Origin of the sequence: Streptomyces sp. NBC_01508, from assembly GCF_045040315.1 — a bacterium.
In the GTDB taxonomy this organism is placed as follows: Bacteria; Actinomycetota; Actinomycetes; order Streptomycetales; family Streptomycetaceae; genus Streptomyces.
On record NZ_CP109419.1, the window covers coordinates 2,887,847 to 2,909,380 of the forward strand.

The 21,534-nt window shown below is 70.5% G+C and carries 17 protein-coding genes and 1 pseudogene; 7 read left to right on the plus strand and 11 right to left on the minus strand.

Annotated elements, in window-relative coordinates; all coding sequences use genetic code 11:
• Window positions 1–93 precede the first annotated feature (93 nt).
• Entirely contained in the window at window positions 94–711 is a 618-nt protein-coding gene (locus OG700_RS13045; protein WP_405613042.1) for a hypothetical protein, read from the plus strand.
• 55 nt (window positions 712–766) lie between these two features.
• Here the strand turns inward: OG700_RS13045 and OG700_RS13050 are convergent, their stop codons facing one another.
• The 5 genes from OG700_RS13050 to OG700_RS13070 all read right to left on the minus strand — a co-directional run bounded on the left by OG700_RS13050 (window position 767) and on the right by OG700_RS13070 (window position 9,810).
• Window positions 767–3,151, minus strand: coding sequence for a galactose oxidase-like domain-containing protein (locus OG700_RS13050; RefSeq protein WP_405621659.1), 2,385 nt, complete (start codon window positions 3,149–3,151; stop codon window positions 767–769).
• A gap of 62 nt (window positions 3,152–3,213) precedes the next feature.
• Window positions 3,214–4,473 carry a glycosyltransferase gene (locus OG700_RS13055; protein ID WP_405613044.1) on the minus strand — a complete coding sequence of 420 codons (1,260 nt, stop codon included), beginning with the start codon at window positions 4,471–4,473 and terminating at the stop codon, window positions 3,214–3,216.
• Window positions 4,470–6,068 carry an ArnT family glycosyltransferase gene (locus tag OG700_RS13060; RefSeq protein ID WP_405621662.1) on the minus strand — a complete coding sequence of 533 codons (1,599 nt, stop codon included), beginning with the start codon at window positions 6,066–6,068 and terminating at the stop codon, window positions 4,470–4,472. Before OG700_RS13060 ends, OG700_RS13055 begins: the two co-directional genes overlap by 4 nt.
• Window positions 6,069–6,220: 152 nt before the next feature.
• On the minus strand, window positions 6,221–7,504 hold the full coding sequence (locus OG700_RS13065; protein ID WP_405613046.1) for a glycosyltransferase: 1,284 nt from the start codon (window positions 7,502–7,504) through the stop codon (window positions 6,221–6,223).
• 230 nt (window positions 7,505–7,734) lie between these two features.
• Complete coding sequence (locus OG700_RS13070; protein WP_405613048.1) at window positions 7,735–9,810, minus strand: thioredoxin domain-containing protein; 2,076 nt, start codon at window positions 9,808–9,810, stop codon at window positions 7,735–7,737.
• A gap of 172 nt (window positions 9,811–9,982) precedes the next feature.
• Here OG700_RS13070 and OG700_RS13075 point away from each other — a divergent pair, with 172 nt between their 5' ends.
• Window positions 9,983–10,549: a Uma2 family endonuclease gene (locus OG700_RS13075; RefSeq protein WP_405613050.1), complete on the plus strand. Its 567-nt coding sequence runs from the start codon at window positions 9,983–9,985 to the stop codon at window positions 10,547–10,549.
• Window positions 10,550–10,747: 198 nt separating this feature from the next.
• Here the strand turns inward: OG700_RS13075 and OG700_RS13080 are convergent, their stop codons facing one another.
• Both OG700_RS13080 and OG700_RS13085 read right to left on the minus strand, forming a co-directional pair.
• Window positions 10,748–11,275: an RICIN domain-containing protein gene (locus tag OG700_RS13080; protein ID WP_405613052.1), complete on the minus strand. Its 528-nt coding sequence runs from the start codon at window positions 11,273–11,275 to the stop codon at window positions 10,748–10,750.
• Between the two features lie 158 nt (window positions 11,276–11,433).
• A complete protein-coding gene (locus OG700_RS13085) occupies window positions 11,434–11,946 on the minus strand; it encodes a hypothetical protein (protein WP_405613054.1) in 513 nt (170 codons plus the stop codon).
• Between the two features lie 352 nt (window positions 11,947–12,298).
• Between OG700_RS13085 and OG700_RS13090 the strand changes: the two genes are divergently transcribed.
• On the plus strand, window positions 12,299–12,961 hold the full coding sequence (locus OG700_RS13090) for a ClpP family protease (protein WP_405613056.1): 663 nt from the start codon (window positions 12,299–12,301) through the stop codon (window positions 12,959–12,961).
• Window positions 12,958–13,569 (plus strand): ATP-dependent Clp protease proteolytic subunit, encoded by a 612-nt coding sequence (locus OG700_RS13095; protein WP_405613058.1) that lies wholly within the window; start codon window positions 12,958–12,960, stop codon window positions 13,567–13,569. The genes OG700_RS13090 and OG700_RS13095 overlap by 4 nt, the downstream gene beginning before the upstream one ends.
• 130 nt (window positions 13,570–13,699) lie before the next feature.
• Here the strand turns inward: OG700_RS13095 and OG700_RS13100 are convergent, their stop codons facing one another.
• Window positions 13,700–14,110 carry a helix-turn-helix domain-containing protein gene (locus OG700_RS13100; RefSeq protein WP_405613060.1) on the minus strand — a complete coding sequence of 137 codons (411 nt, stop codon included), beginning with the start codon at window positions 14,108–14,110 and terminating at the stop codon, window positions 13,700–13,702.
• A gap of 346 nt (window positions 14,111–14,456) precedes the next feature.
• Here OG700_RS13100 and OG700_RS13105 point away from each other — a divergent pair, with 346 nt between their 5' ends.
• Window positions 14,457–17,669: a tetratricopeptide repeat protein gene (locus OG700_RS13105; RefSeq protein WP_405613062.1), complete on the plus strand. Its 3,213-nt coding sequence runs from the start codon at window positions 14,457–14,459 to the stop codon at window positions 17,667–17,669.
• A gap of 117 nt (window positions 17,670–17,786) precedes the next feature.
• On the opposite strand, the gene OG700_RS13110 is transcribed toward OG700_RS13105, so the two are convergent.
• Both OG700_RS13110 and mca read right to left on the minus strand, forming a co-directional pair.
• Window positions 17,787–18,035, minus strand: coding sequence for a hypothetical protein (locus tag OG700_RS13110; protein WP_405613064.1), 249 nt, complete (start codon window positions 18,033–18,035; stop codon window positions 17,787–17,789).
• Window positions 18,028–18,909, minus strand: a complete 882-nt coding sequence (gene mca / locus OG700_RS13115) for a mycothiol conjugate amidase Mca (RefSeq protein WP_405613066.1) — start codon at window positions 18,907–18,909, stop codon at window positions 18,028–18,030. Before mca ends, OG700_RS13110 begins: the two co-directional genes overlap by 8 nt.
• An 84-nt stretch (window positions 18,910–18,993) precedes the next feature.
• On the opposite strand from mca, the gene OG700_RS13120 reads away from it, so the two are divergent.
• Complete coding sequence (locus tag OG700_RS13120; RefSeq protein ID WP_405613068.1) at window positions 18,994–19,404, plus strand: DUF4307 domain-containing protein; 411 nt, start codon at window positions 18,994–18,996, stop codon at window positions 19,402–19,404.
• Window positions 19,405–19,657: 253 nt separating this feature from the next.
• Window positions 19,658–20,155: a transcription elongation factor GreA gene (greA, locus tag OG700_RS13125; RefSeq protein ID WP_405613070.1), complete on the plus strand. Its 498-nt coding sequence runs from the start codon at window positions 19,658–19,660 to the stop codon at window positions 20,153–20,155.
• 108 nt (window positions 20,156–20,263) lie between these two features.
• Here greA and OG700_RS13130 read toward each other — a convergent pair.
• Window positions 20,264–21,020, minus strand: a pseudogene (locus tag OG700_RS13130) (ABC transporter permease); the annotation flags it as partial.
• Window positions 21,021–21,534: the final 514 nt, after the last annotated feature.

Here is a 21,534-nt window from a genome sequence, read left to right on the forward strand (position 1 = left end):
ACTGCAACGGCGTGACCGTTGCAGTACTAAGCCGTATTTCGAAAGTCCCGCCTGGCCGGGGCGGCGAATCGGGGGATCTGTACGCTCGCCCGTATGGGGCTGGACATCAATGTGCTGGCCGCCGACTGGTCATGGCTGGGTGAGGTTCCCCCGGGCGAGCGGCTGTCGCGGCTGAGGCGTGCGTGGTACGCCGACGAGACGGGGCTGTGGGATCACGACGCGCCGGTTGTCGAGGGCGACTGGGAGTGGCCGCGGGGGCCCGGCGGGGCCTTCTTCGCCGTTTACGAATTCCGGGGCACCCTCGGTTCGTACAAGCCGCACTTCTGGGCCGGGAAGCGGTGGGAGTCCGTACGCGAGCACGCCGACCCGCTCACGCGGGCCGAGTTGGACACCTTGCTGGTCGGGCTGGTCTGGGGAGGGCTGGACGGTGAGGCGGGGCACGTGGACGCGGGCTTCTTCCACGATGACCCCGCCGTCTCGTACGGCGTGCTGCTCGCGAGGTCGCCGGACAGCGTGCGGGAACTGGCCACGACGTGGGAACGGGTGCGGCCCCGCATCGGCGGGTTGCGCGAGGCGTTCGACGAGCACGCCGCCGATTCCCAGGGCTGGGTCGCCGACTTCGACGAGTTCGCCGACCTGCTGGGCCAGTGGGGCCGCGTCCTTTCCGAAACCGCCGGGCGGGGCTGGGGAGTTGTGGGGCTGAGCGAGTAGGGCTCAGTGACCCGGCCTGCCGCCGCCCGGCAGTTGGTGGAGCGGTACGGGCTCCTCAGGCGCACGCCCGCCCGTCGCCGTCCGGGTCCAGCCGCAGTGGGTCGTCCTGGCCGTTGACCTTCAGCGGGCCGTAGCCGTTCGCGGCGAGCCAGTCGCAGCGGGCCGCGGTCACCGTCTTCTTCTTCGTCGCCTTCACCGTCTCGGGGAAGACCGTGGGGACGCAGACGTTCCCCGAGCCGTAGTGCCGGTCGCAGCCCGAGATCTGCGGGCTCACCGGCGCCGAACTCCGCTTCTTCGCGGGCTTCTTGGCCGGCTTCGCCAACTCGCCCGCGAAGTCGTGCACTTGACCGTGCGCGGGTGCGTCCGCCAGTGCCGCGGGGCCGCCCAGTCTCACCCACTCGGCCACCGACGGGACCCCGTTCGCGTCGACCGCGAAGAGCATGTACCAGCCCGGCGGCGCGATGTTCGGGTTGCCCGTCACATTCAGGTCGACGGTGAGTCCGTTCCCGTCGACCGTCAACGGCAGGTCCACGAACCGCTGGTTGGGGTCCGAGGAGTGCGTCACGGCCGCCGGCCGGATCAACTCGGCCTTGGTGATGGGCCGGTCGACGGTGATCCGCTGCGTGTCGCCGTAGTTCCACTCCGGGTCGATCAGCGAAGTGATCTCCGGGCGGGGCCCCTTGAAGAGATACGGCGGTGTGTAGAGCGACACCTGGTGGTTCCAGGAGTTGTTGCCCGGGTTGTCGCCCGTCGTCATCACCCGGCCGTCCGGGAGCAGGAACGCCGACGAGTGGTAGCCGCGCGGCTCCGGGTCGGTGGCCACCGTGTCGTACGTCTCCGTCACCGGGTCGAAGACCGACGTCGAGAAGACCGGGTTGGCCCGGTTGTGCAGTCCGCCGCCCGTCTCCAGCACCTTGCCGTCCGGCAGCAGCACCGCGGAGCCGTACATCTTGCCCTGGTCGCCGGTCTGCGGCTGCGGCCCGCCGGGGGCACCCATGTCGACGGTGCCCTGCGGCAGCGGCGGTCCGGCGTGGTACGCCGGGTTCGGCTCCTTCAGGTCGATGATGTCGGTGAGCCGGTTCGCCTCCGGGTTGGAGTCGATGTTCCCGCCGCCGATGGTCAGCACCTTCTGGTCCTGGGCGGGCGGCAGCAGCACGCTCACCGACTGGTCGCGCTCGTCCTTGTTCCGCAGACCGGGCACGTCCGTGATGGTGTTGGCGTCGTAGTCGTAGATCGAGGAGCCGGTGCCGGGTGTGCCGTTGCCGAAGGTGTGGCTGCCGGTGTAGAAGAGCCGGCCGTCCTGCATCAGCACCATCGCGGGGTACAGACCCCAGTACGACCAGGTCTGGTTGACCTGCCACTGCGGCAGCCACTTCTCCTCGGCGGCCGACCACCGGTCGGCCGTCACCGAGCCGGTCGAGTCCTCGCGCAGCCCGCCGAAGGACAGCACGTCGCCGTTGCCCATGATCGTGGCGGACGGGTACCAGTGCCCGTCGTTCATGTCATTCGTCCTGCTGTAGGCCTCAGTTGCCGGGTCGAAGATGTACGAGTCCTTGTAGCCCTGGTAGCCGACGGTGCCGTCCGCCGAGGGATAGCCCTTGTTGCCGCTCATCACCAGCACGCGGCCGTCGGACAGTTGGACGTGCCCGGAGCAGAACATGTCGACGGGGGTGGGGATCGTCTTGTACGTCCCGGCCTCGGGGTCGTACACCGCCGAGGTGAAGGTCCCGGCCTCGAACTTCTCCGGGTCGTTGCCGGAACCGGCGATCAGCAGCACCTTGCCGTTGTTGAGGACCACCGAGTGCATCGAACGCACCGGATTCTCCGTCTGAAGCACCTCCCAGCGGCCGTCCGCGCAGTCGGCGGCCGTGCCCGTGCAGTCGGGGTCGGGCGCGGGGACGGTGACCTCCTCCATGCCGTAGTCGTCCGTGGTGACGCTGCCGGTGCCGAAGACGGAGACGCCCCAGCTGATCCGGTCGGTGCCGGGCGGTACGACGGGGGTGCGGACCTCCGCGCGCTGGTAACCGGCGCTCAGATCAAGGGTCTTGAGGTCGGTCCAGTACTGCCAGCCGGCCGTCGTGTCGTGCCGGAAGAGCGTGATCGCCGTGTCCGGTGTCGTCGACTTGTACCAGAGGGAGAGGTCGTACTGCTTCGCCTCCTGAACGGCGGGCGCGCACGCCGCCGACTCGGTGACCAGCGCCTTGCGGTCGCCGTCGACGCGCCGGGTCAGCTCGACCCTGAGCGCGTTCGTGCCGCTGTGCGCGTCGGGGACGGTGGCGAAGGTGAAGTCGTTGTCGCCCCATCCTGACGGCGACCAGCAGTCCGGCAGCGCGGCGCCGCCGCCCCCGCCGGGGCTCTCGAAGCCGGGGTTCTTGACGAGGTTGGGACCGGCGGTGGCGGGCTGCTGGACGCTGAAGCTCAGCAGCAGCCCGGCGGTCATGGCGGTGACGGCGAGCAGCGCGGTACGGCGGCTGCCCCGCGCCGGGGGCCTGCGGAAGGAGGTCATCGGACGCTTCTCCCGTCGCGGGCGGGGAGATCCGGATGCGCCGGACGGGCCTTCGGGCGTGACCGCCCCCACCCCCGCTTCGGCAGATACACCAGGGTCTCCGTCCCCGCGAACCGCAGCACGAACGTCGCGAGCAGCGCCAGCACCGTCGCGGGCATGACCGCCATCCCGAACTCCGCGACGAACAGGGCGATCAGTGGTATCCGCAGCAGCAGATCGGCGTTGGCGAGCAGCGCGAAGCGCCCCACCCGGTCCGCCCAGTGCCGGTGGGACCGCCGGCCGCGGAACAGCAGCAGCTCGATGAGGACGAAGTTCCACGCCACCCCGAACTGGTTGGCGACGATCTCGGCCGGCAGATAGTGCATCCCGGCGCCTGTCAGCCCGTACAGCGCGAGCAGGTTCGGTACGAAGCCGGTGAGCCCGATCAGCCCGAAGGCCACCATCCGGGCCAGTGGCGACGCCGTACGCAGCTCGACCAGATGCCGCAGGAACCGCATCCCCTCCCTGGCCGTCGACTTGGACTCGCCCGCGTACCGGTCACCGAAGACGAACGGCACCTCCGCGACCCGCCGCGGCCGGCACCGTACGGCCAGTTCCAGCAGGATCTTGTAGCCCAGCGGGCGCAGCGTGTCCGTGTCCGCCGTGACCGCGCCGCGCCGGATCGCGAAGAAGCCGCTCATCGGGTCGCTGACGCCGCGCAGCCGGCGTGGGAACAGGCCCTTGGCCAGCCAGGTGGCGGCGCGGGAGACGGCGACGCGGTAGCCGCCGGCGAGTCCGGCCCGGCTGCCGCCATGGACGTACCGGCTGGCGACCACGAGGTCGGCGGTCGACCGCTCGCCGGCGGCGACCAACTCCGGTACCAGGGACGGCGGATGCTGCAGGTCGGCGTCCATGACGACGATCCATTCGGAGCCCGCGGCGCGCAGTCCCTCGACGACCGCGCCGCCGAGGCCGCCGACCGGTTCGTCCCGGTGGATGACGGCGACGGGGAACGGGCAGTCCCGCGCGGCCTCGGCGATCGCCTGCGGGGTGCCGTCCGTCGAGTCGTCCACGAAGAGGATCTCGCACGGCAGTCTGGACGGTACGGACCGGGTCAGCCGCCGCAGTAACTCCCCTACGTTCGCCGCCTCGTTGAAGGTCGGGATGATGACGGTGACGGCGCCGGGCTCGGCCACCGCGGTCGACTCCAGCGCCGACTCCAGGGCCGGATCGCCCAGTTCACCGGACCCCCGGGGAGGGACAGGGAGAATGCTCATCGTTCGCCCACCACGTTCACGATCCGCCGGATCTCGATGCGGTCCGCACCGTCCCCGAAGACGGCCACGGCCTTCGAATGGTTGAGTGCGTCGCGCACGCGCGGCAGGTCGACGGCGTCGCGCCGGACGGTCGGGGACGCCACGACGTAGTCGATGTCGCGCCAGCCGCCGGGCAGCGTCTTCGTCACGGCGGGGTCGAGGTCGGCCTTGTAGAACCAGATGGCGCCGAGCCCCGGCCGGTATCCGGCGTGCACCAGGTCCAGCCACATCGCGTCGTCCACGAGGACCCGGGTGCCGGCCGGGTCGGGCACCTCGGTGGCCATCCATGAGGCGGCGGCCCGGTAGGGGGCGTTGGCGTCGGCGGTCAGGGCGGTGCGGTTGCCGTCGTACCAGCGGGGCGCGACATACGCGGCGCAGGCCACGGCCAGCGCGGCGACGGCCGTCCACCGTACGGCGGTCAGCCCCCGTGGTTCGTCCGGCCGGCGCGCTCGGCGCAGCAGCGCGTGCGCGACACTGGCCGCGCCGCCCGCCAGCATCAGGGCCAGGAACGGCAGCCCCTGGATGACGTACATCGCCGGGAGGTAGCCGGAGGGGCGCAGCGCCATGGCGGTCAGGATCGCGACGGCGAGCGCGGGTCCGGCGAGTGCCCGCGCGGTGACGGACCAGCGGAGGGTGAGGAGCAGCCACAGCGCGCCGGCCATCCCGCCGAACAGCAGCACCCGGTCGTAGTAGAGCCACGACCGGAGCACGCCGTGCGAGCCGGATTCGGGGTCGAGGATGAAGCCGGAGCCGGGCCTGCCCATCTGGTACGTGACGCCGTCCCACAGCGACACATGTCCCTCGCCGGGCAGCAACTCGCCCTTGAGCAGGGCGAAGAGGGGGTACGAGAGGCCGATGACCGCGCAGGCGGTGATGGCTCCGGTGACCGCGAACTTACGGGTGTCGGGGTGCCCGTGGCGCCACATCGTGACCAGCACGGCGGGCAGCACGATCAGCATCGTCTCTTTGGTCAGTACCCCGACGGCGGAGGCGAGTCCGGCGGCGAAGTGGTGCCACAGATGCCGGTTGGGCGACGCCGCCAGGCAGAAGGCGAGGAGCATCCACATGACGGCGATGTTGTCGAGGAAGATCTCCCGTTGCAGTACGACCGAGAGCGGCGAGAGCCCGAAGAGCCCCATCGCGAGTGCGGCGGCCCAGCGCGGCAGCCACAGGCGCCTGGCCAGTATGTAGAGCAGTACGGCGCTTGCCGCGCTGACCAGCAGCATCGCGAAGCGCATGGTGCCGACGGTCATCGATTCGGGCGCGACGAGCGAGGGCAGCCAGGTCAGCGCGGCTATCTGGATCCAGCCGAGCGGCGGGTGGTCGTACCAGTAGGTGTAGTGGGCGAGTCCGTCGCCCTGCTGGACGGCCCACGCCTGGGCGAGATAGGTGCCCTCGTCGTCGCTGAGGGTCGGGTAGTGCTGGATGTTCCAGCCCTGGACGGCCATGATCACCAGGAGCAGGGCCGCGCAGAGGACCAGATCGGCGCGCGAGGAGCGGAAGCGGACGACGGGCCGGATCAGCACCCGTCGTTTGTCGAAGCGCTGCTTGTCCAACGGCCTTCTGTCGAAGTGCCCGTTGTCGAAGCGCCGTTGGACGTCGTCGGCGACGGGTGCGACAGGTCTCGGGGCAGGACCGATCTTCGCGGGGGCGATGTCGGTGGTCCGGCCGGTGGCCGGTTCCGTCGCCTCCACGGGGAGGGTCGAGGTCACGCGTGGATGTCCTCTCGGGTCTCTCGGGCCTCTGGGGCCTGTCGGGTGAGATGCGCGCCCACATGGCTGGTCAACTCCCAGTCACGGCGGCCCCGTTGCTCGCGCCACACGGCGCGGACGGCCGCGCCGGCGAGGAGCACCTGGTAGAAGGGGCCGCCGGCGACGAGCTTGAGGTAGTGCGTGAGCCGGACCTTGAGTCCGTACTGCTTGCCGAAGTCGTGCAGCCCGACCAGCTCGAACACGAACGTGATCAGCGCGGTGACGGCCGGCAGGAAGGTGATGAAGGCGACCCCGACGGGCACGTCGAGGAAGAGCGCGACGGCCACGTTGAGCGGGATGACGACGCCAGATATCGCCTGGAAGAAGGGGGTCATCAGTGTGTAGCGGGCGAGCAACCGCTGTCCGCGTGTGGCCAGTTGGCGCCAGTCGTTCTTCCGGTAGACCTGCAGGAAGCCCTGGTTCCAGCGGGTGCGCTGTTTCAGCAGCGACACCAGCGAGTCGGGCGTCTCCTCACGGGTGACCATGTCGGAGTCGTACGCGACGACGACCTTCTTGCCGGCGCTGGACAGCCGTACGCCCAGATCGCAGTCCTCGGCGAGGCAGTCCGGGTCCCAGCCGCCGGCGGCGCGCAGGACGTCGGTGCGGACGAAGACGGTGTTGCCGCCGAGCGGGATGAAGCCCTTCTGGGCGTGCAGGTGCAGCCGGCTGCGGAACCAGAAGAAATACTCCAGGCAGTTGCGCAGGCTGTACCAGCTGGAGTGGAAGTTGATCAGCTGGACGCCGCCCTGGACGACGTCGGCGCCGGTGGAGCGGAAGGCGTGGTCGACATGGGTGAGCAGTTCCGGGTGGACCTGGTCCTCGGCGTCGAAGACCCCGACCACCTCGCCGGTGCAGTGCGGCAGCGCCGTGTTCAGCGCCTTGGGCTTGTTCTTCGACAGGTGGGTGTCGACGACGACCCGGACCTGGCCGGGATCGCGGGCCGCCGCCCGCTCGGCGACCGCCGCGGTCCCGGGGTCGTCGTGCCCGACGATGACGATGATCTCGAATCGGGTGTGGCTGGAGCACAGCAGCCGCTCGATCGTGTGCTCAAGAACCGCCTGTTCGTGACGGGCGGGCAGGAGCAGCGAGAACGAGCGCGCCGGCCCCCCGTCAGGCGGGTCGAATCGTGTCGCCGCCAGCGTCTCCGGCGTACGCCAGGCATGCATCTGCCACCACAACGTGAACGCCGCCATCCAGAACAGCGCCAGCGAAATGGCAGCGACGAGTACGGACGTGACCACATGGCCCCCCTCGGCCAAGGGTGAACCGCGGCAAGGCCCCCCTGGCCGCCGGTCCCCCCGGTTTCACCCTGTACGCATGCCCCCCATGCGTAATTACTGCGTGCGTCCTTCGTGATGAAGATAAGGGGGAAGTGTGACGACAGTGGGCTCAATTCGATGAACTCCATGAATACGTCCGATTTTGCATGCTTCACAGAGAGCCCGAACTGTGCCTATGGGGGCGGCCGTTGCTACACCCGTACGGTCAACTGCTCCTTCAGTACGTCCACTTCGGTCGTGGGCGCCGAGCAGACGAAGCCCCGGCAGACGTAGGCCGCCGCCCGCCCGCCGACCGGCGGCCGACCGGCCAGCAGCGGGAACTCCCCTCCACCGGAAGCCTGTTGGTCTTCACCCGACGCCTCCTGGTCACCCGCCGGCTCGCCGACCGCGACGACGGCGCCCGGCGCCGTCCCCAGCAGCGCCGTACGGTGCAGCGCGGCGGTCGCCGCGTCGCCGCGCGGCCCCACCACGGCGACCTCGCGCGGCCCGTCGAGCAGCGCCTCGGCGACGGCGAGGCCCCAGCCGATGAAGCGCGGCGCACGCGGTCCGAGCGCCTTGACGACGCCGAGAGCGCCCTCGGCGGCCGTGCGGTGGGCCTCCGAGCCGGTGTGGGCGGAGTACGAGAGGAGGGCTCCGGCGGCGGAGGTCCAGCCGGACGGCGTGGCGTTGTCGGTCGGGTCCTGCGGCCTGCGGATCAGCGGCTCGGCGTCGTGCGCCGTGTCGTACAGCGCCCCGCCCTCGCCGGTGAACTGGTCGAGGACGGTGTCGAGGAGGAACCCGGCGAAGTCCAGCCACACACCCTCGCCGGTCACCCCGGCCAGCGTCAGGAAGCCCTCGGCGACATCGCCGTAGTCCTCCAGCACACCGGCGTTGGCGCCGACGCGGCCGTCCTTGGACGTACGGGCCAGGCGCGCCGTCTCGTCCATGTGCACCCGCACGAGCAGATCGGCGGCCTCGGTCGCGCGTTCGACGAGATCCGGCCGTTCGAAGTACGCGCCGGTCTCGGCGAGCGCGGCGATCGCGAGCCCGTTCCAGGCGGCGACGACCTTGTCGTCCCGCTCCGGGCGGGGCCGGGTGTCGCGGGCCGCGAGGAGCCGCCCGCGTACGGAATCGACGCGCGCCGCGTCCACCACGCCTTCGCCCTGCGGGAGTTGGAGGACGGAGGCACCCTCCTCGAAGGTGCCTTCGTCACTCACGCCGTAGTACCGGGCGGCGAACTCGCCGTCGGCCTCACCCAGCGCGTCCGTGAGCTGCTCGGGGGTCCACGCGTAGTACGCGCCCTCGACATGCTTTCCATGTCCGTCGTCGCTGTCCGCGTCCAGCGCGGAGGCGAACCCGCCCTCGGCGGTGCGCAGTTCACGCACCATGAAGTCGGCGGTCTCCAGCGCCACCCGCCGCGCCAGATCCGATCCGGTGGTACGCCACAGCCGCGCGTACGTACGGCACAGCAACGCGTTGTCGTAGAGCATCTTCTCGAAGTGCGGGACGACCCACTCCCGGTCCACCGAGTAGCGGGCGAACCCGCCGCCGAGCTGGTCGTAGATCCCCCCGCGCGCCATCGCCTCACACGTGTCGGACGCCATCTGGAGCGCGCCCTCGGCCCCCGTACGGGCGTGGTGGCGCAGCAGGAACTCCACCACCATGCTCGCCGGGAACTTGGGCGCCCCGCCGAACCCGCCGTGCTTCTCGTCGTAGTCCCGCGTCAGCGCGAGCAGCGCCTGGGCCAGCTCCTCCTCGCCGGGTGTGCCGTGGCCCCCGTGCGCGAGGGAGCGCCCGGCCAGCTCTCCCACGATCCGGCCGGCGACCTCGCCGACCTCCTCACGCCGGTCGGTCCAGGCGGAGTTGACACCTTCGAGGACCTGCCGGAAGGACGGCATGCCGTGCCGGGGCACGGGCGGGAAGTACGTACCGAAGTAGAACGGCTCCCCCGCCGCGTTGAGGAAGACCGACATCGGCCACCCGCCCTGACCCGTCGCCGCCTGCACCGCCTCCATGTAGACGGCGTCGACGTCGGGCCGCTCCTCGCGGTCCACCTTGATGTTCACGAAGTGCTCGTTCATGTACGCCGCCGTCGCCTCGTCCTCGAAGCTCTCGTGGGCGAGTACATGGCACCAGTGACAGGCGCTGTACCCCACGCTCAGAAAGACGGGCACGTCCCGCCGCCGGGCCTCCTCGAAGGCGTCGGGCTCCCAGGGCCACCAGTCGACGGGGTTGTCCGCGTGCTGGAGGAGATAGGGGGACGTGGCATGCGCGAGTCGGTTGGCCATGCCCCCATCCTGGCCCACGGCGGGCCGGGCCCCGGCGCACCGGGCCCGGGGCTCCCTCCAGCGGCGCGCTGTGCGCCCGCACCACCTGAGAACGGGCGTCTCGGCATCACAGGACAGTAGGCTGGCCCCAACGGCGCTGGAACTGTTTGAGGCTCCTCGAAGGAGGTACACCGTGACCGCCGAGATGGTGGCGCCCGCGTGGATGCATACGCAGATCAGCGCGGAACAGTACGACTCCTGGTCCGAGGAACAGTGTGCCGGCATTGAGATCGTGGACGGGATGGTCGTAGTGAGCCCGAGTGCTTCCAAGCGGCACAACCGGCTGGCCCGGATCCTGGCCAATGCCCTGGACGCCGCCGCGGGCCCGGACTGGAACGCCGACACGGACTTCGACGTCCGCCTGCAGGACGTTCCGCTCACCAACCGGCGTCCGGATGTCGTCGTCTACCGGGCGGAGACCATCGACCTCACGCCCACCCGCCCCGAACACGTACTCCTGGTCGTCGAGGTCGTATCGCCCGGCTCGGAGACCACCGACCGAATCGTGAAGGTGGACCAGTACGCCAAGTCGGGCATTCCCTTCTACTGGCGCATCGAGCAGGCCGCAACCGGTGTCCCCATCATCTACACCTACGTTCTCGACCCCGCCACCAAGGCATACCGAGACGGCGAGATGTTCACCGGCGTGATCAAGGCTGCCGCGCCTTTCCCCGTAACCGTGGACTTGGGAACCATCTGACGGCCAAGTCCCGCACCGGCGCGCGACGGGCCGGATCGCGACGGGCCGGATCGCGGTCGATCCGGCGGCGAAGCTCGCCGACTGCGGCGGCTCCGCCGTGGACCGTTCGCCCCGTGCGCCGGCGGCTTCCGCCCGGTGGAGGCCGCGCCGGCCGTTTCATCGGTCGGCGCGGCCCGCGGCCCCGTAGTCCTCGGTCGGTCAGACCTGGAAGATGAACGCCGACCACTGGTCACGCGTGCCCTGCGGGACGTCCGTGTGAACGGTCGTCGCGCCGGGGGCGCCGCGCAGCCGGGTGTCCCATTTGGCGGCCCAGATGCCGCGGTCCTGGGTGTCCCAGCGCCAGCGCTGCCCCGGGTTCTTGCTGTCGCACGTGCTCGACCAGACCCTGGTCTGCGAGGGCTTGTAGTTGGTCGTCAGGCAGAGCCCGGTCTCGGCGTTCATGAGGAGGTTCCCGCCCTCCCAGCTGTCGCTGGTGATCCAGTCCCACTCATGCTTGCTCCTGTTACAGGGCCCGGCGAGCGTGACGGCCCCCGAAGCCTCTCCGGCGAGGCAGTCACCGGTCACCTGGTTGGTGAACCGCCAGTGGGTGTTGGCCGCCGCGACGGTGGACGGCGTCTCGGAGGGGGACGGTGTCGATGCGGTGGACAGCGTCGATGAGGCGCCGACGAAGGCCACGGCCAGTGCCGCGGCGACGAGTACGCGCTTGCGTATGGAAGTGCTTTTCACGAGGTGACGCTATCAACTACCCACCGCACAGGGCCAGTTCATTTACTCGCGACGACACCGCGCACCTGGCCCCGTAGGCCACCTCCCACAGGGCGCCTCCCTCGCCCCCGTGCGCGAGGGAGCGCCCTGCGGGATGACACACGGCGGGGTGGACGCGGTCAGCAGCCACCGCAGTTGTGGTAGGTCACGTCCCAGTGGTTGACCTCGTTGTAGTAGATGTTCCCGGAGCCCGACCGCCACTTGCCGCCGCCGATGGACGTGAACGTGCCGGTGATGTAGTTGGTCAGGCAGCTCGACATGGCGAAGTCGAGCTTGTAGCCGTTCCAGTGGCTGTAGGCGCCCGCCGCGTGGCCGGTCTCGGTGCCGCCGGTGACGGTCATGGCGCAGCCGGTGGCGCCCTTGAGGGTGATCGCGCCCTGGATCGTCGCGGAGTTCACCTGGTCGAGAGACGTACAGGTGGGGTTGTTGCGGTCCGAACAGCCCCCGCTGGAGCGGATGCCGATTCCGGCGTTGCCCAGCTGCGCGGCGGCGGTGCCGTGGCTGAGCTTGGCGAGCGCGCCGACGGGGGCCTTGGCGTCGGCGGGGGCGGCCTGTGCGAGCGCGGGGAACGAGAAGAACGCCAGGGCGAGGGCGGAGGTGCCGATGGCGGCGCTTCTGAGGGTCCTGTTCACTGTAATTTCCTCTTCGGTGGGGGCGGGGAGGTCAACTACGCGCGTAGCATGCCGACTCGCACCGATCCACACGAGAACTCAACTCAACCTGAAAGAGCGTCAGTTGACGCTCGCGCGGGTGGCACTGCCGGTCACGCGGCCAAGATTGCACATCTACGCGCGATGCGTAAGACGGAGCGGCGAGTACGCGCGACCGCCACCGCGGCACCTCCGGTGGTCGCCCCCGGTCTGCCGGCAGCAGATCTCCGCACGGCAGAATCACTCGCTTCCGCCGGAGCCGCGTCCGCAGGGTGGTCAGGACCGGCCGAGGCGGGTGAGCACCCGCCGTCGGGAGCCGGGTCATGGAGGAAACATGCTCTCGACCGTTCCGCGGCTCGCGGCGGCGGAGACCGCCGCGGTGCCGTTCGACGACCGGATCGCCGGCCGCCTGCAACACGGCAGGATCGTGGTGCTCGGTGAACAGGTGGACGACGCGATCGCCAACCGGATCTGCGCCCAACTGCTGCTCCTGTCGCAGGAGGACCCCCGGCGCGACATCATCCTGTTCGTGAACAGCCCGGGTGGCTCCGTCCACGCCGGGATGGCCATCTACGACACCATGCGGTTCATCCCGAACGACGTCGCCACCCTGGCGATGGGCTTCGCCGCCAGCATGGGCCAGTTCCTGCTCTGCGCGGGGACACCCGGCAAGCGCTACAGCCTGCCGAACGCGCGGATCATGATGCACCAGCCGTCCGGCGGGCTCGGCGGGACGGCGGCCGACATCGCCGTACAGGCCGAGAATCTCGCGTACACCAAGCTGACCATGCAGAAGCTGATCGCGGAGCACTGCGGCCAGAGTCTGGAGACAATCGCGGCCGACCAGCGCCGGGACCGGTGGTTCACGGCGGAGCAGGCGAAGGAGTACGGCTTCGTGGACCGTGTCGTACGCGGTGTGGCGGAGCTGGGCGGGGACGCGGCGAGCGGGTTCGGCTTCGGACCCGCGGGCACCACGACCCAGGGGGCGACGGCATGAGCGGGCAGTACACCGTCCCCGTCGTCGTCGAGCGGACACCGAACGGCGAACGCTCCTACGACGTGTTCAGCCGGCTGCTCTCCGAGCGGATCATCTTCCTCGGCACGTCGATCGACGACGGCGTCGCGAACGTGATCATGGCGCAGATGCTCCATCTCGACCACGAGAGCGGCGACTTGGACATCCACCTCTACATCAACTCCCCCGGCGGCTCGGCCACCGGGCTGACCGCGATCTACGACACGATGCGGTTCGTCCGGGCGGACGTCGCGACCGTCTGTCTCGGCCAGGCGGGGTCGGGGGCCGCCGTACTCCTCGCCGCGGGCGCGCCCGGCAAGCGGACGGCGCTCCAGCACTCGCGGGTGCTGCTGCACCAGCCGTCCACCCAGGGGCAGGGCGAGGCGGCGGACCTGGAGATCCAGGCGGCCGAGGTGCTGCGGACCAGGGCCGAGATCGAGGACATCCTGTCGCACCACACGGGGCAGAGCGTGGAGCGGCTGCGGGAGGACACGGACCGGGACAAGTACTTCACGGCGGCGCAGGCGAAGGAGTACGGCCTGGTCGACGGCGTGATCACAACCCGGGAACTGGCGGAGCGCGGGCGCTGAGACCGTACGTGGCGCCGGGTCCGTGATTCGCCTCCCCCGCACGGGGGAGGCGGATCGTGCGCCGACAGCCGCGCGGGCCGGCGGTGACCGACACGACGCGCCTGGCCACGACGCGCCTGGCCTCGACGCGTCATGCCGCCAGGGCCATCGTCCGGCCGTCCCGGCGGCCGGCGTCGCGGCGCGGGGTGGCGGCGCCCCACGGCGTCGACAGGTCGGAGTGCAGCGCGCCCACCAGGTCCACCAAGTGCAGGCCGAGCGCGCGGCAGACGGCCGCCAGCACCTCGGACGACGGCTCCTTGCGCCCGCGCTCGATCTCCGAGAGATACGGCAGCGACACCTGCGCCCGGTCGGCGACGTCCCGCAGCGTGCGGCCCTGCCGCAGCCGGGCCCGGCGCAGCGCGGCCCCCACGAGGTCCCGCATCAGCGGCTCGTCGGGCTTGTTGTCCCGGCCGGGGCCGTGTCCGGAACCGTGTCCGGGGCCGTGGCCGTGGCCGGAACCTCGGCCCGGACCGGGAACGGCACGCAGGACGCCTTCACCCATGGATTCCTCCGTCAGCTGTGGACCGGCTCCGCTCCGGTACGGCAGCCGGCACCACACCGGCCGTCCGAGCGTAAGCCGGGCCCCTCCCCCGGGCCACGCACCGAGGCTCCTGACCGGGCTCTTTCCGCCGCGGGCGTAACACAGGCGCCGCGCGGGCAAGACGTACAGGCACCCGTACGCGGAAGTACGGGCACACGTACGCATCAGATGCGCGCGTAGGCACCCTTCGCGGACCGGCGACATTGGCCGCCGCGGGCCCGGCAGGCCGCCTCGCGCTCGCGCGCTCCGCGCAGGACACTGACGCGGAGTTCGCCACAGCACCGGATGCTCTCGGAGGGGGACGCATATGCGGGACAGCCATCGGACCGAGGCGGAGAGGCTGTTGGTACGCGCCGTGGAGGAAGAGGTGCGGCGCTCCGGCGGTCGGATCGACGGCAACGTCCTCCTGTCGCGCGGGCGGGGCGCGTTGGAGGTCATGACGGAGTCCGCCAAGGACGAGTACGCGCTGTACGAGGCGGCGCTCGACCAGGCCGACGCCGAACGGCGGACCCTGGCCGAGCGATTGGGCGGGGGCGCGCTGCGAACGCCCCTGCTGGTGGCGGGCGTTGCCGCCGCCTCCGCCGTCGCCGCCGATGTCGGGCTCGGAACCGGTACCGGCACGGCCGTCGGCACGGGCGTGATCGTCGCGGTCGTCGGTGCGGCGACGGGCGTCGCCACGGTGGCATCGGCGGGGCGTCCGGCCGGACGTGCCGGGGCCGCCGGACAGCCGGGCGACAGCGAGCAGTTGAGGCTTCAATGGCTGACGGCGCTGGAGGTACGGGGCATCCGCCCGTATCTGGACCAGCAGCGGGTGCTGACGCAGGCGACGCGGCGTACGACCAAGAAGCCCACCGTCGTCCCGCGGTTGCGCGGCGCCGACCGCAGCGCCGCCGCCCGCAGACGCAGCGTCCTTGAGCAGTCGTTCGGCCATCTCCCCGAGTCCGACGGCCCGTTCGCGGGCCGCCGCGAGGCGATCGGGCAGATAGCGCGCTGGGTGCACGCGGCCCGCGCGTCGACGGAGACGAAACCGACGGTCGTCGTGCTGTACGGGGCGCCCGGGTCCGGCCGGACCACGCTCGCGGTGCGGGCGACGCACCAGTTGCGGGACCAGTTCCGCGGGGCGTGCGTGGTGGACCTGCGGGGCGGCGACGCGGGCGAGGCGCCGCTGTCGACCAGGGACGCGCTGCTGCATCTGCTGAACCGGCTGGGCGCGCCCCGTGAGCAACTGCTCTTCCGTGAAAGGTCGTCGGCCGAGCAGCAGGTGCGGCGCCTCAGCGAGCTGTACCACCAGCATCTGACCGGCCTGCCGGTGACGATCGTGCTGGACGACGCCTCGGACGCGGAGCAGATCCGCACCCTGGTGCCCGAACGCTCCGACAGCCTGGTGCTGGTGACGGCCCGTCAGCCGGTGGAGCTGGCACCCGACACCCCGGCGTGGGTGCACCAGCTGCCGGTGGTGGCCCTGGACGGCGCGGGCTGCGAGGAGTTGCTGCGCGCCGCGGGCGAGGAGCCGGTGGGCGGCCCGTACGACGCCCAGACCATCGACAGGATCGGTGAGTTGTGCGGCGGTCTGCCGCTGGCGCTGCGGGTCGCGGGCTCGTCGCTCGGTTCGCGTACGTCGTACCAACTGGCCACGGATCTTGAGGCGTACGGCCCGGTCGACCCGGCCGAGCGTGCCCTGTGGCTGCGCTACACCGACCAGAGCGAGCAGGCGCGCAGGCTGCTGCGGCGGCTCGCGCTGGCGGGGCGCGCGTCGCTCGGCGCCGCTGCCGCCGCCGCGCTGCTGGGCGCCGACGAGCAGGAGGCCGAGCGGCTGCTGACCGTGCTGGCCCGCGCGGGTCTGATCGACCACGTACGCGCGAGCCGCTACCGACTGCACGACGTCGTAAGGAACTTCGCGCTCGCGCGGCTGCTGGACGAGGAGGAGGCCGCCGACCGTACGGCCGCGCAGGAGCGGCTCATCCAGAACTACTCGGAGCTGGCCGACTCGGTGATCCGGCTGGTCGACGGCAAGACGTCCACGCGCGCCGACCAGTTCGGCGGGCACGGCTTCTCCTCGCTGGAGGCCGCGCTGCGCTGGCTGGACGACGAGTCGAGCTTCATCACCGCCGCGCTGCGGCACGCGGAGGGCGTCGACCAGGCGGCCGTACTGAGTCTGCTGGGCGCGCTCTGCGACTACTGCCTGCTGCGCGGGGACCTCTACCGGCTCGGTGAGATCAGCGAGTTGACGCAGGCGGTGGACCAGGGGCTGCTGGCCCGTTCCGTGCAGTGGCGTACGGGAATCGCGGCCCGGCAGCTCGGTGAGCTGGACAAGGCGCGGACGACCCTGACGTCCGTGGTCGACCTGTACCGCGAGGCGCATCACGACGCGGGGGTGGCCCGCGCGCTCTGCTCGCTGGGCATCACCCTGCACCACCAGGGCAATCTCAACGAGGCGTCGGCGAAGCTGCGCGAGGCGCTCGACCTCCAGGCCCCGGCCGAACTCGGCACCGACCGCGCCTGGACGCTGCACGCGCTGGCGGCCGTGGAGCGCGACCGCGCCAATCTCACCGAGGCGGTCGGGCTGCTGGCGACGGCGCTCACCCTGCACCGCGCGGGCGAGTCGCTGCACGGCGAGGCGTGGACGCACTTCCAGCTCGGCCAGGTGTGTCTGCGGCTGGGTGATGTGCGGCGCGCCGAGGGGGAGTTGAGCCAGGCGCTGGAGCTGTACGGGCGTACCCGCGACGGCCGGGGCGAGGCGTGGGCGCTGACCCAGCTGGCCCGCGGCCGGCTGGTGGACGGCGAACCGGAGTCGGCCGCCGACCAGTTGCGCCAGGCCCTGGCCCGCCACCGGGACAACGAGGACGCGCGTGGCGAGGCGTGGACGCTGTACTACCTGGGCCAGGCGCTGGAGGAGTGCGGCGACACCGCGCAGGCGGTACGCGAACTGGAGCGGGCGCGCTCGATGTTCTCCCGGATGCGCGACGTGTACGGACTGGCCTGTGCCCGGCACCACTCGGGCCGGGTCACCCGCGACCAGCGGGCCGCCCAGACCGGCAATCTCCGCAACTCCGGTTTCGCCCGGCAACTGCTGGTCGACGCCCGCGCGGACTTCCGCCGGATCGGTGTCGCGCACGGCGAGGCGTGGACCTGTCTGGAGCTGGCGATCATCGACGCGGGCAACAGCAAGGCGGTCCAGGCGCTGACGCTGTGCGACGAGGCGGTGGCGCTGTTCACCTCGTACGGCGACCACCGCGGCGCCGACTGGGCCCGTTTCCTGCGCTGCACGCTGCTGCCGTACGGCTCGGCGGGCGGCGTCGATGTCGGGTCCGTGGTGGCGGAGCAGGAGCTGGCCGAGCTGACGGCGGCCCGGCACCCGTCGCGCGACGGCAAGCTGGAGGAGTGCGCGGAGACGTTCGCGGTGATGCTGGAGCGCGGGGTCACGCTGGAGGACGGCTGGCAGGCGTGGCGCCTGGGCATGGTGCCGGGCCGGCACGCACGCGAGGTGATGGGGGTCCCGGTGGAGGCGGCACCCGCCTGATCCCGGTCACCGGCCCGCGCCCACCCGCGTCGGGAAAGCCGGACACTCCCGCTGACCACGCGCCCCGAAGGGGCGGTCTGCGGGAGTGTGAAGGCGGGGTACGGGTGCGCCCGCGCCCTACGTCGTGCGCCGGCCGCCCACCGACGCCGCACGCGCCTCCTCGGGCTCCGCCCCGTCCGCCGGCTCCTCCGGGAAGTCGACCTTGCCCATGTGGCGGTTCATCGACTTCATCAAGAGCCACACGGCGCACGCCATCACGGCGAAGACGACGAAGCCGAGGGCGCCGGGCGTCACCTTGTTCTCGTCCAGCTCCTTCGCGAGCGGGACGAGCTGCGTCACTGCCTGGGTCGCATACATATCAGGCATTGTCGCGGATGCCCGCGAAGAGGTCGCTCTCGGGGAGGGAGGTATCGACGAGCGACTTCACCAGCTCGTACTCCTCGGTCGGCCAGACCTCCCGCTGAATGTCCATCGGCACCCGGAACCAGCCCCCGTCCGGGTCGATCTGCGTGGCGTGCGCGATGAGCGCCTTGTCACGGATCTCGTAGAAGTCGGCGCACGGCACATGCGTGGTCAGCGTCCGCTCGTCGCGCCCGAACTCCTCCCAGCGCTTCAGCCAGTCCCCGTACGGGGACTCCAGACCGCGCGCCAGCAGCGCCTCGTGCAGCGCGACCGTACGGGGACGGTTGAAGCCCTGGTTGAAGTAGAGCTTCCGCGGCTGCCACACCGGGCCGAACTCGGCCTCGGGGTACTTCTCGGCGTCGGCCGCCGCATCGAAGGCCACCATCGAGATCTTGTGGGTCATGATGTGGTCGGGGTGCGGATAGCCGCCGTTCTCGTCGTACGTCGTGATGACCTGCGGCTTCTGCTCGCGGATCATCCGCACGAGCCGGCCGGCCGCCACGTCGACGTCCTCCAGCGCGAAGCAGCCCTCGGGGAGCGGCGGCAGCGGGTCGCCCTCGGGCAGGCCCGAGTCCACGTAACCGAGCCACGCCTGTCTGATGCCGAGGATCTCGCGGGCCTCGTCCATCTCCTTCTTGCGTACCTCGTGGATGTGCTCCTCGATGTAGGCGTCCCCCTGGAGCTTGGGGTTGAGGACGGAGCCGCGCTCGCCACCGGTGCAGGTCACGACCAGCACGTCCACCCCCTCGGATACGTACTTGGCCATGGTGGCCGCGCCCTTGCTCGACTCGTCGTCGGGGTGGGCGTGCACGGCCATCAATCGCAGCTGGTCAGTCAAGACTCGGTCCTCAGTGATATGTCGCGTCGGGCGGCTTCTATAGTGACGGAATCGAGGCACGGAAAATTCCGGGGAGGAAAGATCATGACCGCGGTACGCCCACCGGTTCTTCCCGAAGGCCGTTACAGCCGCTCGTCGGACGAGCGGGCGGACCGCAAGCTCAAGATCGTCGGCTCGGTGCTCGGCGTCGGCCTGCTCGCGCTCGTCGGCTGGTTCGGTTACGACTATGTGGCAGGCCAGAGTGTCTCGGGCGAGCTGATCAAATTCAAGCGGGTTTCCGACACCCGGGTCGAGGCGCATCTCGAAGTCCGCAAGGACCGGAACGCGGCCGGCTCGTGCCTGCTGCGCTCACGCGCGGAGGACGGCGCCGAGGTGGGCCGCAAGGACGTCCGCGTCGAGGGTCCCGAGACCCGGATCGACGAGGTCATCACCATCCGTACGACCAGGAGCGCGACAAGCGCGGAGCTCGTCGGGTGCACACCGGACGGCGGCTGACCGTGGCTGACGAGCGCGCCCGCGGTCCATTCCCGCCCGGCCGCCCGCGGCCCGACCTGATCCGGCACTGACCCTCCCCGGCTTCGGCCCCGGTTCACGGCGCTGACCTGCGCCGATGTGATTCTGACGCCTTTCGTCCTGCCCACGCGCCGCGGAATTGTTAGGCTCGTGGTTTCGCCCACCCGAGAAGGACCATCCTTCTGAGTAGGGCGTTGCTTTGTATTCCCAGTACCTGTACCTACGAGGAGCACCTGTGACCCAGACCAGCGAGAACGTCACCTGGCTCACCCAGGCGGCGTACAACCAGCTCCGGGCCGAGCTGGATCACCTGTCTGGTCCCGCCCGCGTCGAGATCGCCCAGAAGATCGAGGCTGCCCGCGAGGAGGGGGACCTGAAGGAGAACGGCGGGTACCACGCGGCCAAGGAGGAGCAGGGCAAGCAGGAGCTGCGGGTGCGCCAGCTGACCCAGCTCCTGGAGCACGCGAAGGTAGGCGAGGCCCCCGCCGACGACGGGATCGTCGAGCCGGGCATGGTCGTGACGATCGCCTTCGACGGCGACGAGGACGACACCCTGACGTTCCTGATGGCGTCGCGTGAGTACGCGAGCACCGACATCGAGACGTACTCGCCGCAGTCGCCGCTCGGCGTGGGCGTGAACGGCAAGAAGGTCGGCGACGACGCGGAGTACGAGCTGCCGAACGGCAACAAGGCGTCGGTGAAGATCCTGGCCGCCAAGCCCTACCAGGGCTAGCTAGGGCGCTTCACCGGTCGTATCTGTCCGTCCTGATCCACCGGCACCCCCGTGGCCGGTGGATCAGGACGGAGTAACGAGCCAGAGGTACGAGCCAAGAGGTACGGACTACGCGGTGGCGGAGCGGTAGCGCCGTACCGCCAGCGTGCGGAACACCACGATGATCAGGGCGGACCAGATCAGCGAGGCCCAGACCGGATGCTCCATCGGCCACGCGCCGGTCACCGAGGCCGGCCGGCCCGGGATCGTGTTGCCGAACAGCTCACGCGCCGCCTGCACGGTCGCGCTGAACGGATTCCACTCCGCGATGTGCTGAAGGAACGAGGGCATGCCGTTGACCGGTACGAAGGCGTTGGAGATGAAGGTCAGCGGGAAGAGCCAGATCAGCCCGCCTGACGTGGCCGCCTCCGGCGTACGGACGATGAGCCCGATCAGCCCGCCGATCCAGGAGAACGCGTAGCCGAGGAAGAGCGGCAGCCCGAAGCCCGCGAGCACGCTGCCGATGTTCTCGTGGGTGCGCCAGCCGATGAACAGGGGCGACGGCCGCGAGGACGACGAGTGTCAGGGCGGTCTGTACGAGGTCGGCGAGCGTACGTCCGGTGAGGACCGCGCCGCGTGCCATCGGCAGTGAGCGGAACCGGTCGATCAGCCCCTTGCGCATGTCGTCGGCGATGCCCGCGCCCGCGCCCGCGGTGGCGAAGGTCACCGTCTGCGCGAAGATGCCCGCCATCAGGAACTCACGGTAGGCCTGGGCGCTGCCGGCGGGGGCGCCGGGGATGTTGATGGAGCCGCCGAAGACGTAGGTGAAGAGCACCACGAACATGATGGGCTGGATCAGCCCGATGATCATCTCCGGGAAGGGAGTTCTCCAGTCTTCGAGTGATCACAGCCCGCAACCTCGTCATGTTTCACGTAGTCACAGCCCTCCCGACCACCGCTTGCCGCCCGGCTGGCGGTGTACTGGTCGTCGACCACGCCGGTCACGTGCATCGGCGGGAGCACGTACAGAGGGGGCGCTGAGACGCCCTTGTAAGGGGCCAGAGCTTCAAGTGCCGACTCATATGCTCGTGTCGCCCGCAACTTGGCCCTGCGATGACCGGACTCTGGTCAACCGGGATGACGCGGGTAGATACGACACGTCTCAGAATCGTAGGCGGCCCAACGGCTTGAGTGCAACTGCCGACCCTGAGGGCGAGATCGTACGAGCGTCGCCTCAACTCGCTCGATTCGCGGGCGCGTTCAGGGCTCGCCTGTCGGTCGTTGGGTTGCCGCTGTCACGATCGTGAGGTCGGCGTAGGGCCTGCATGATCTTCCATCTGTGAAGGCAAGGGGGAGAAAATGGGTCTTACTCGTAAGGTCATGTCGCTGTCGACGCTCGG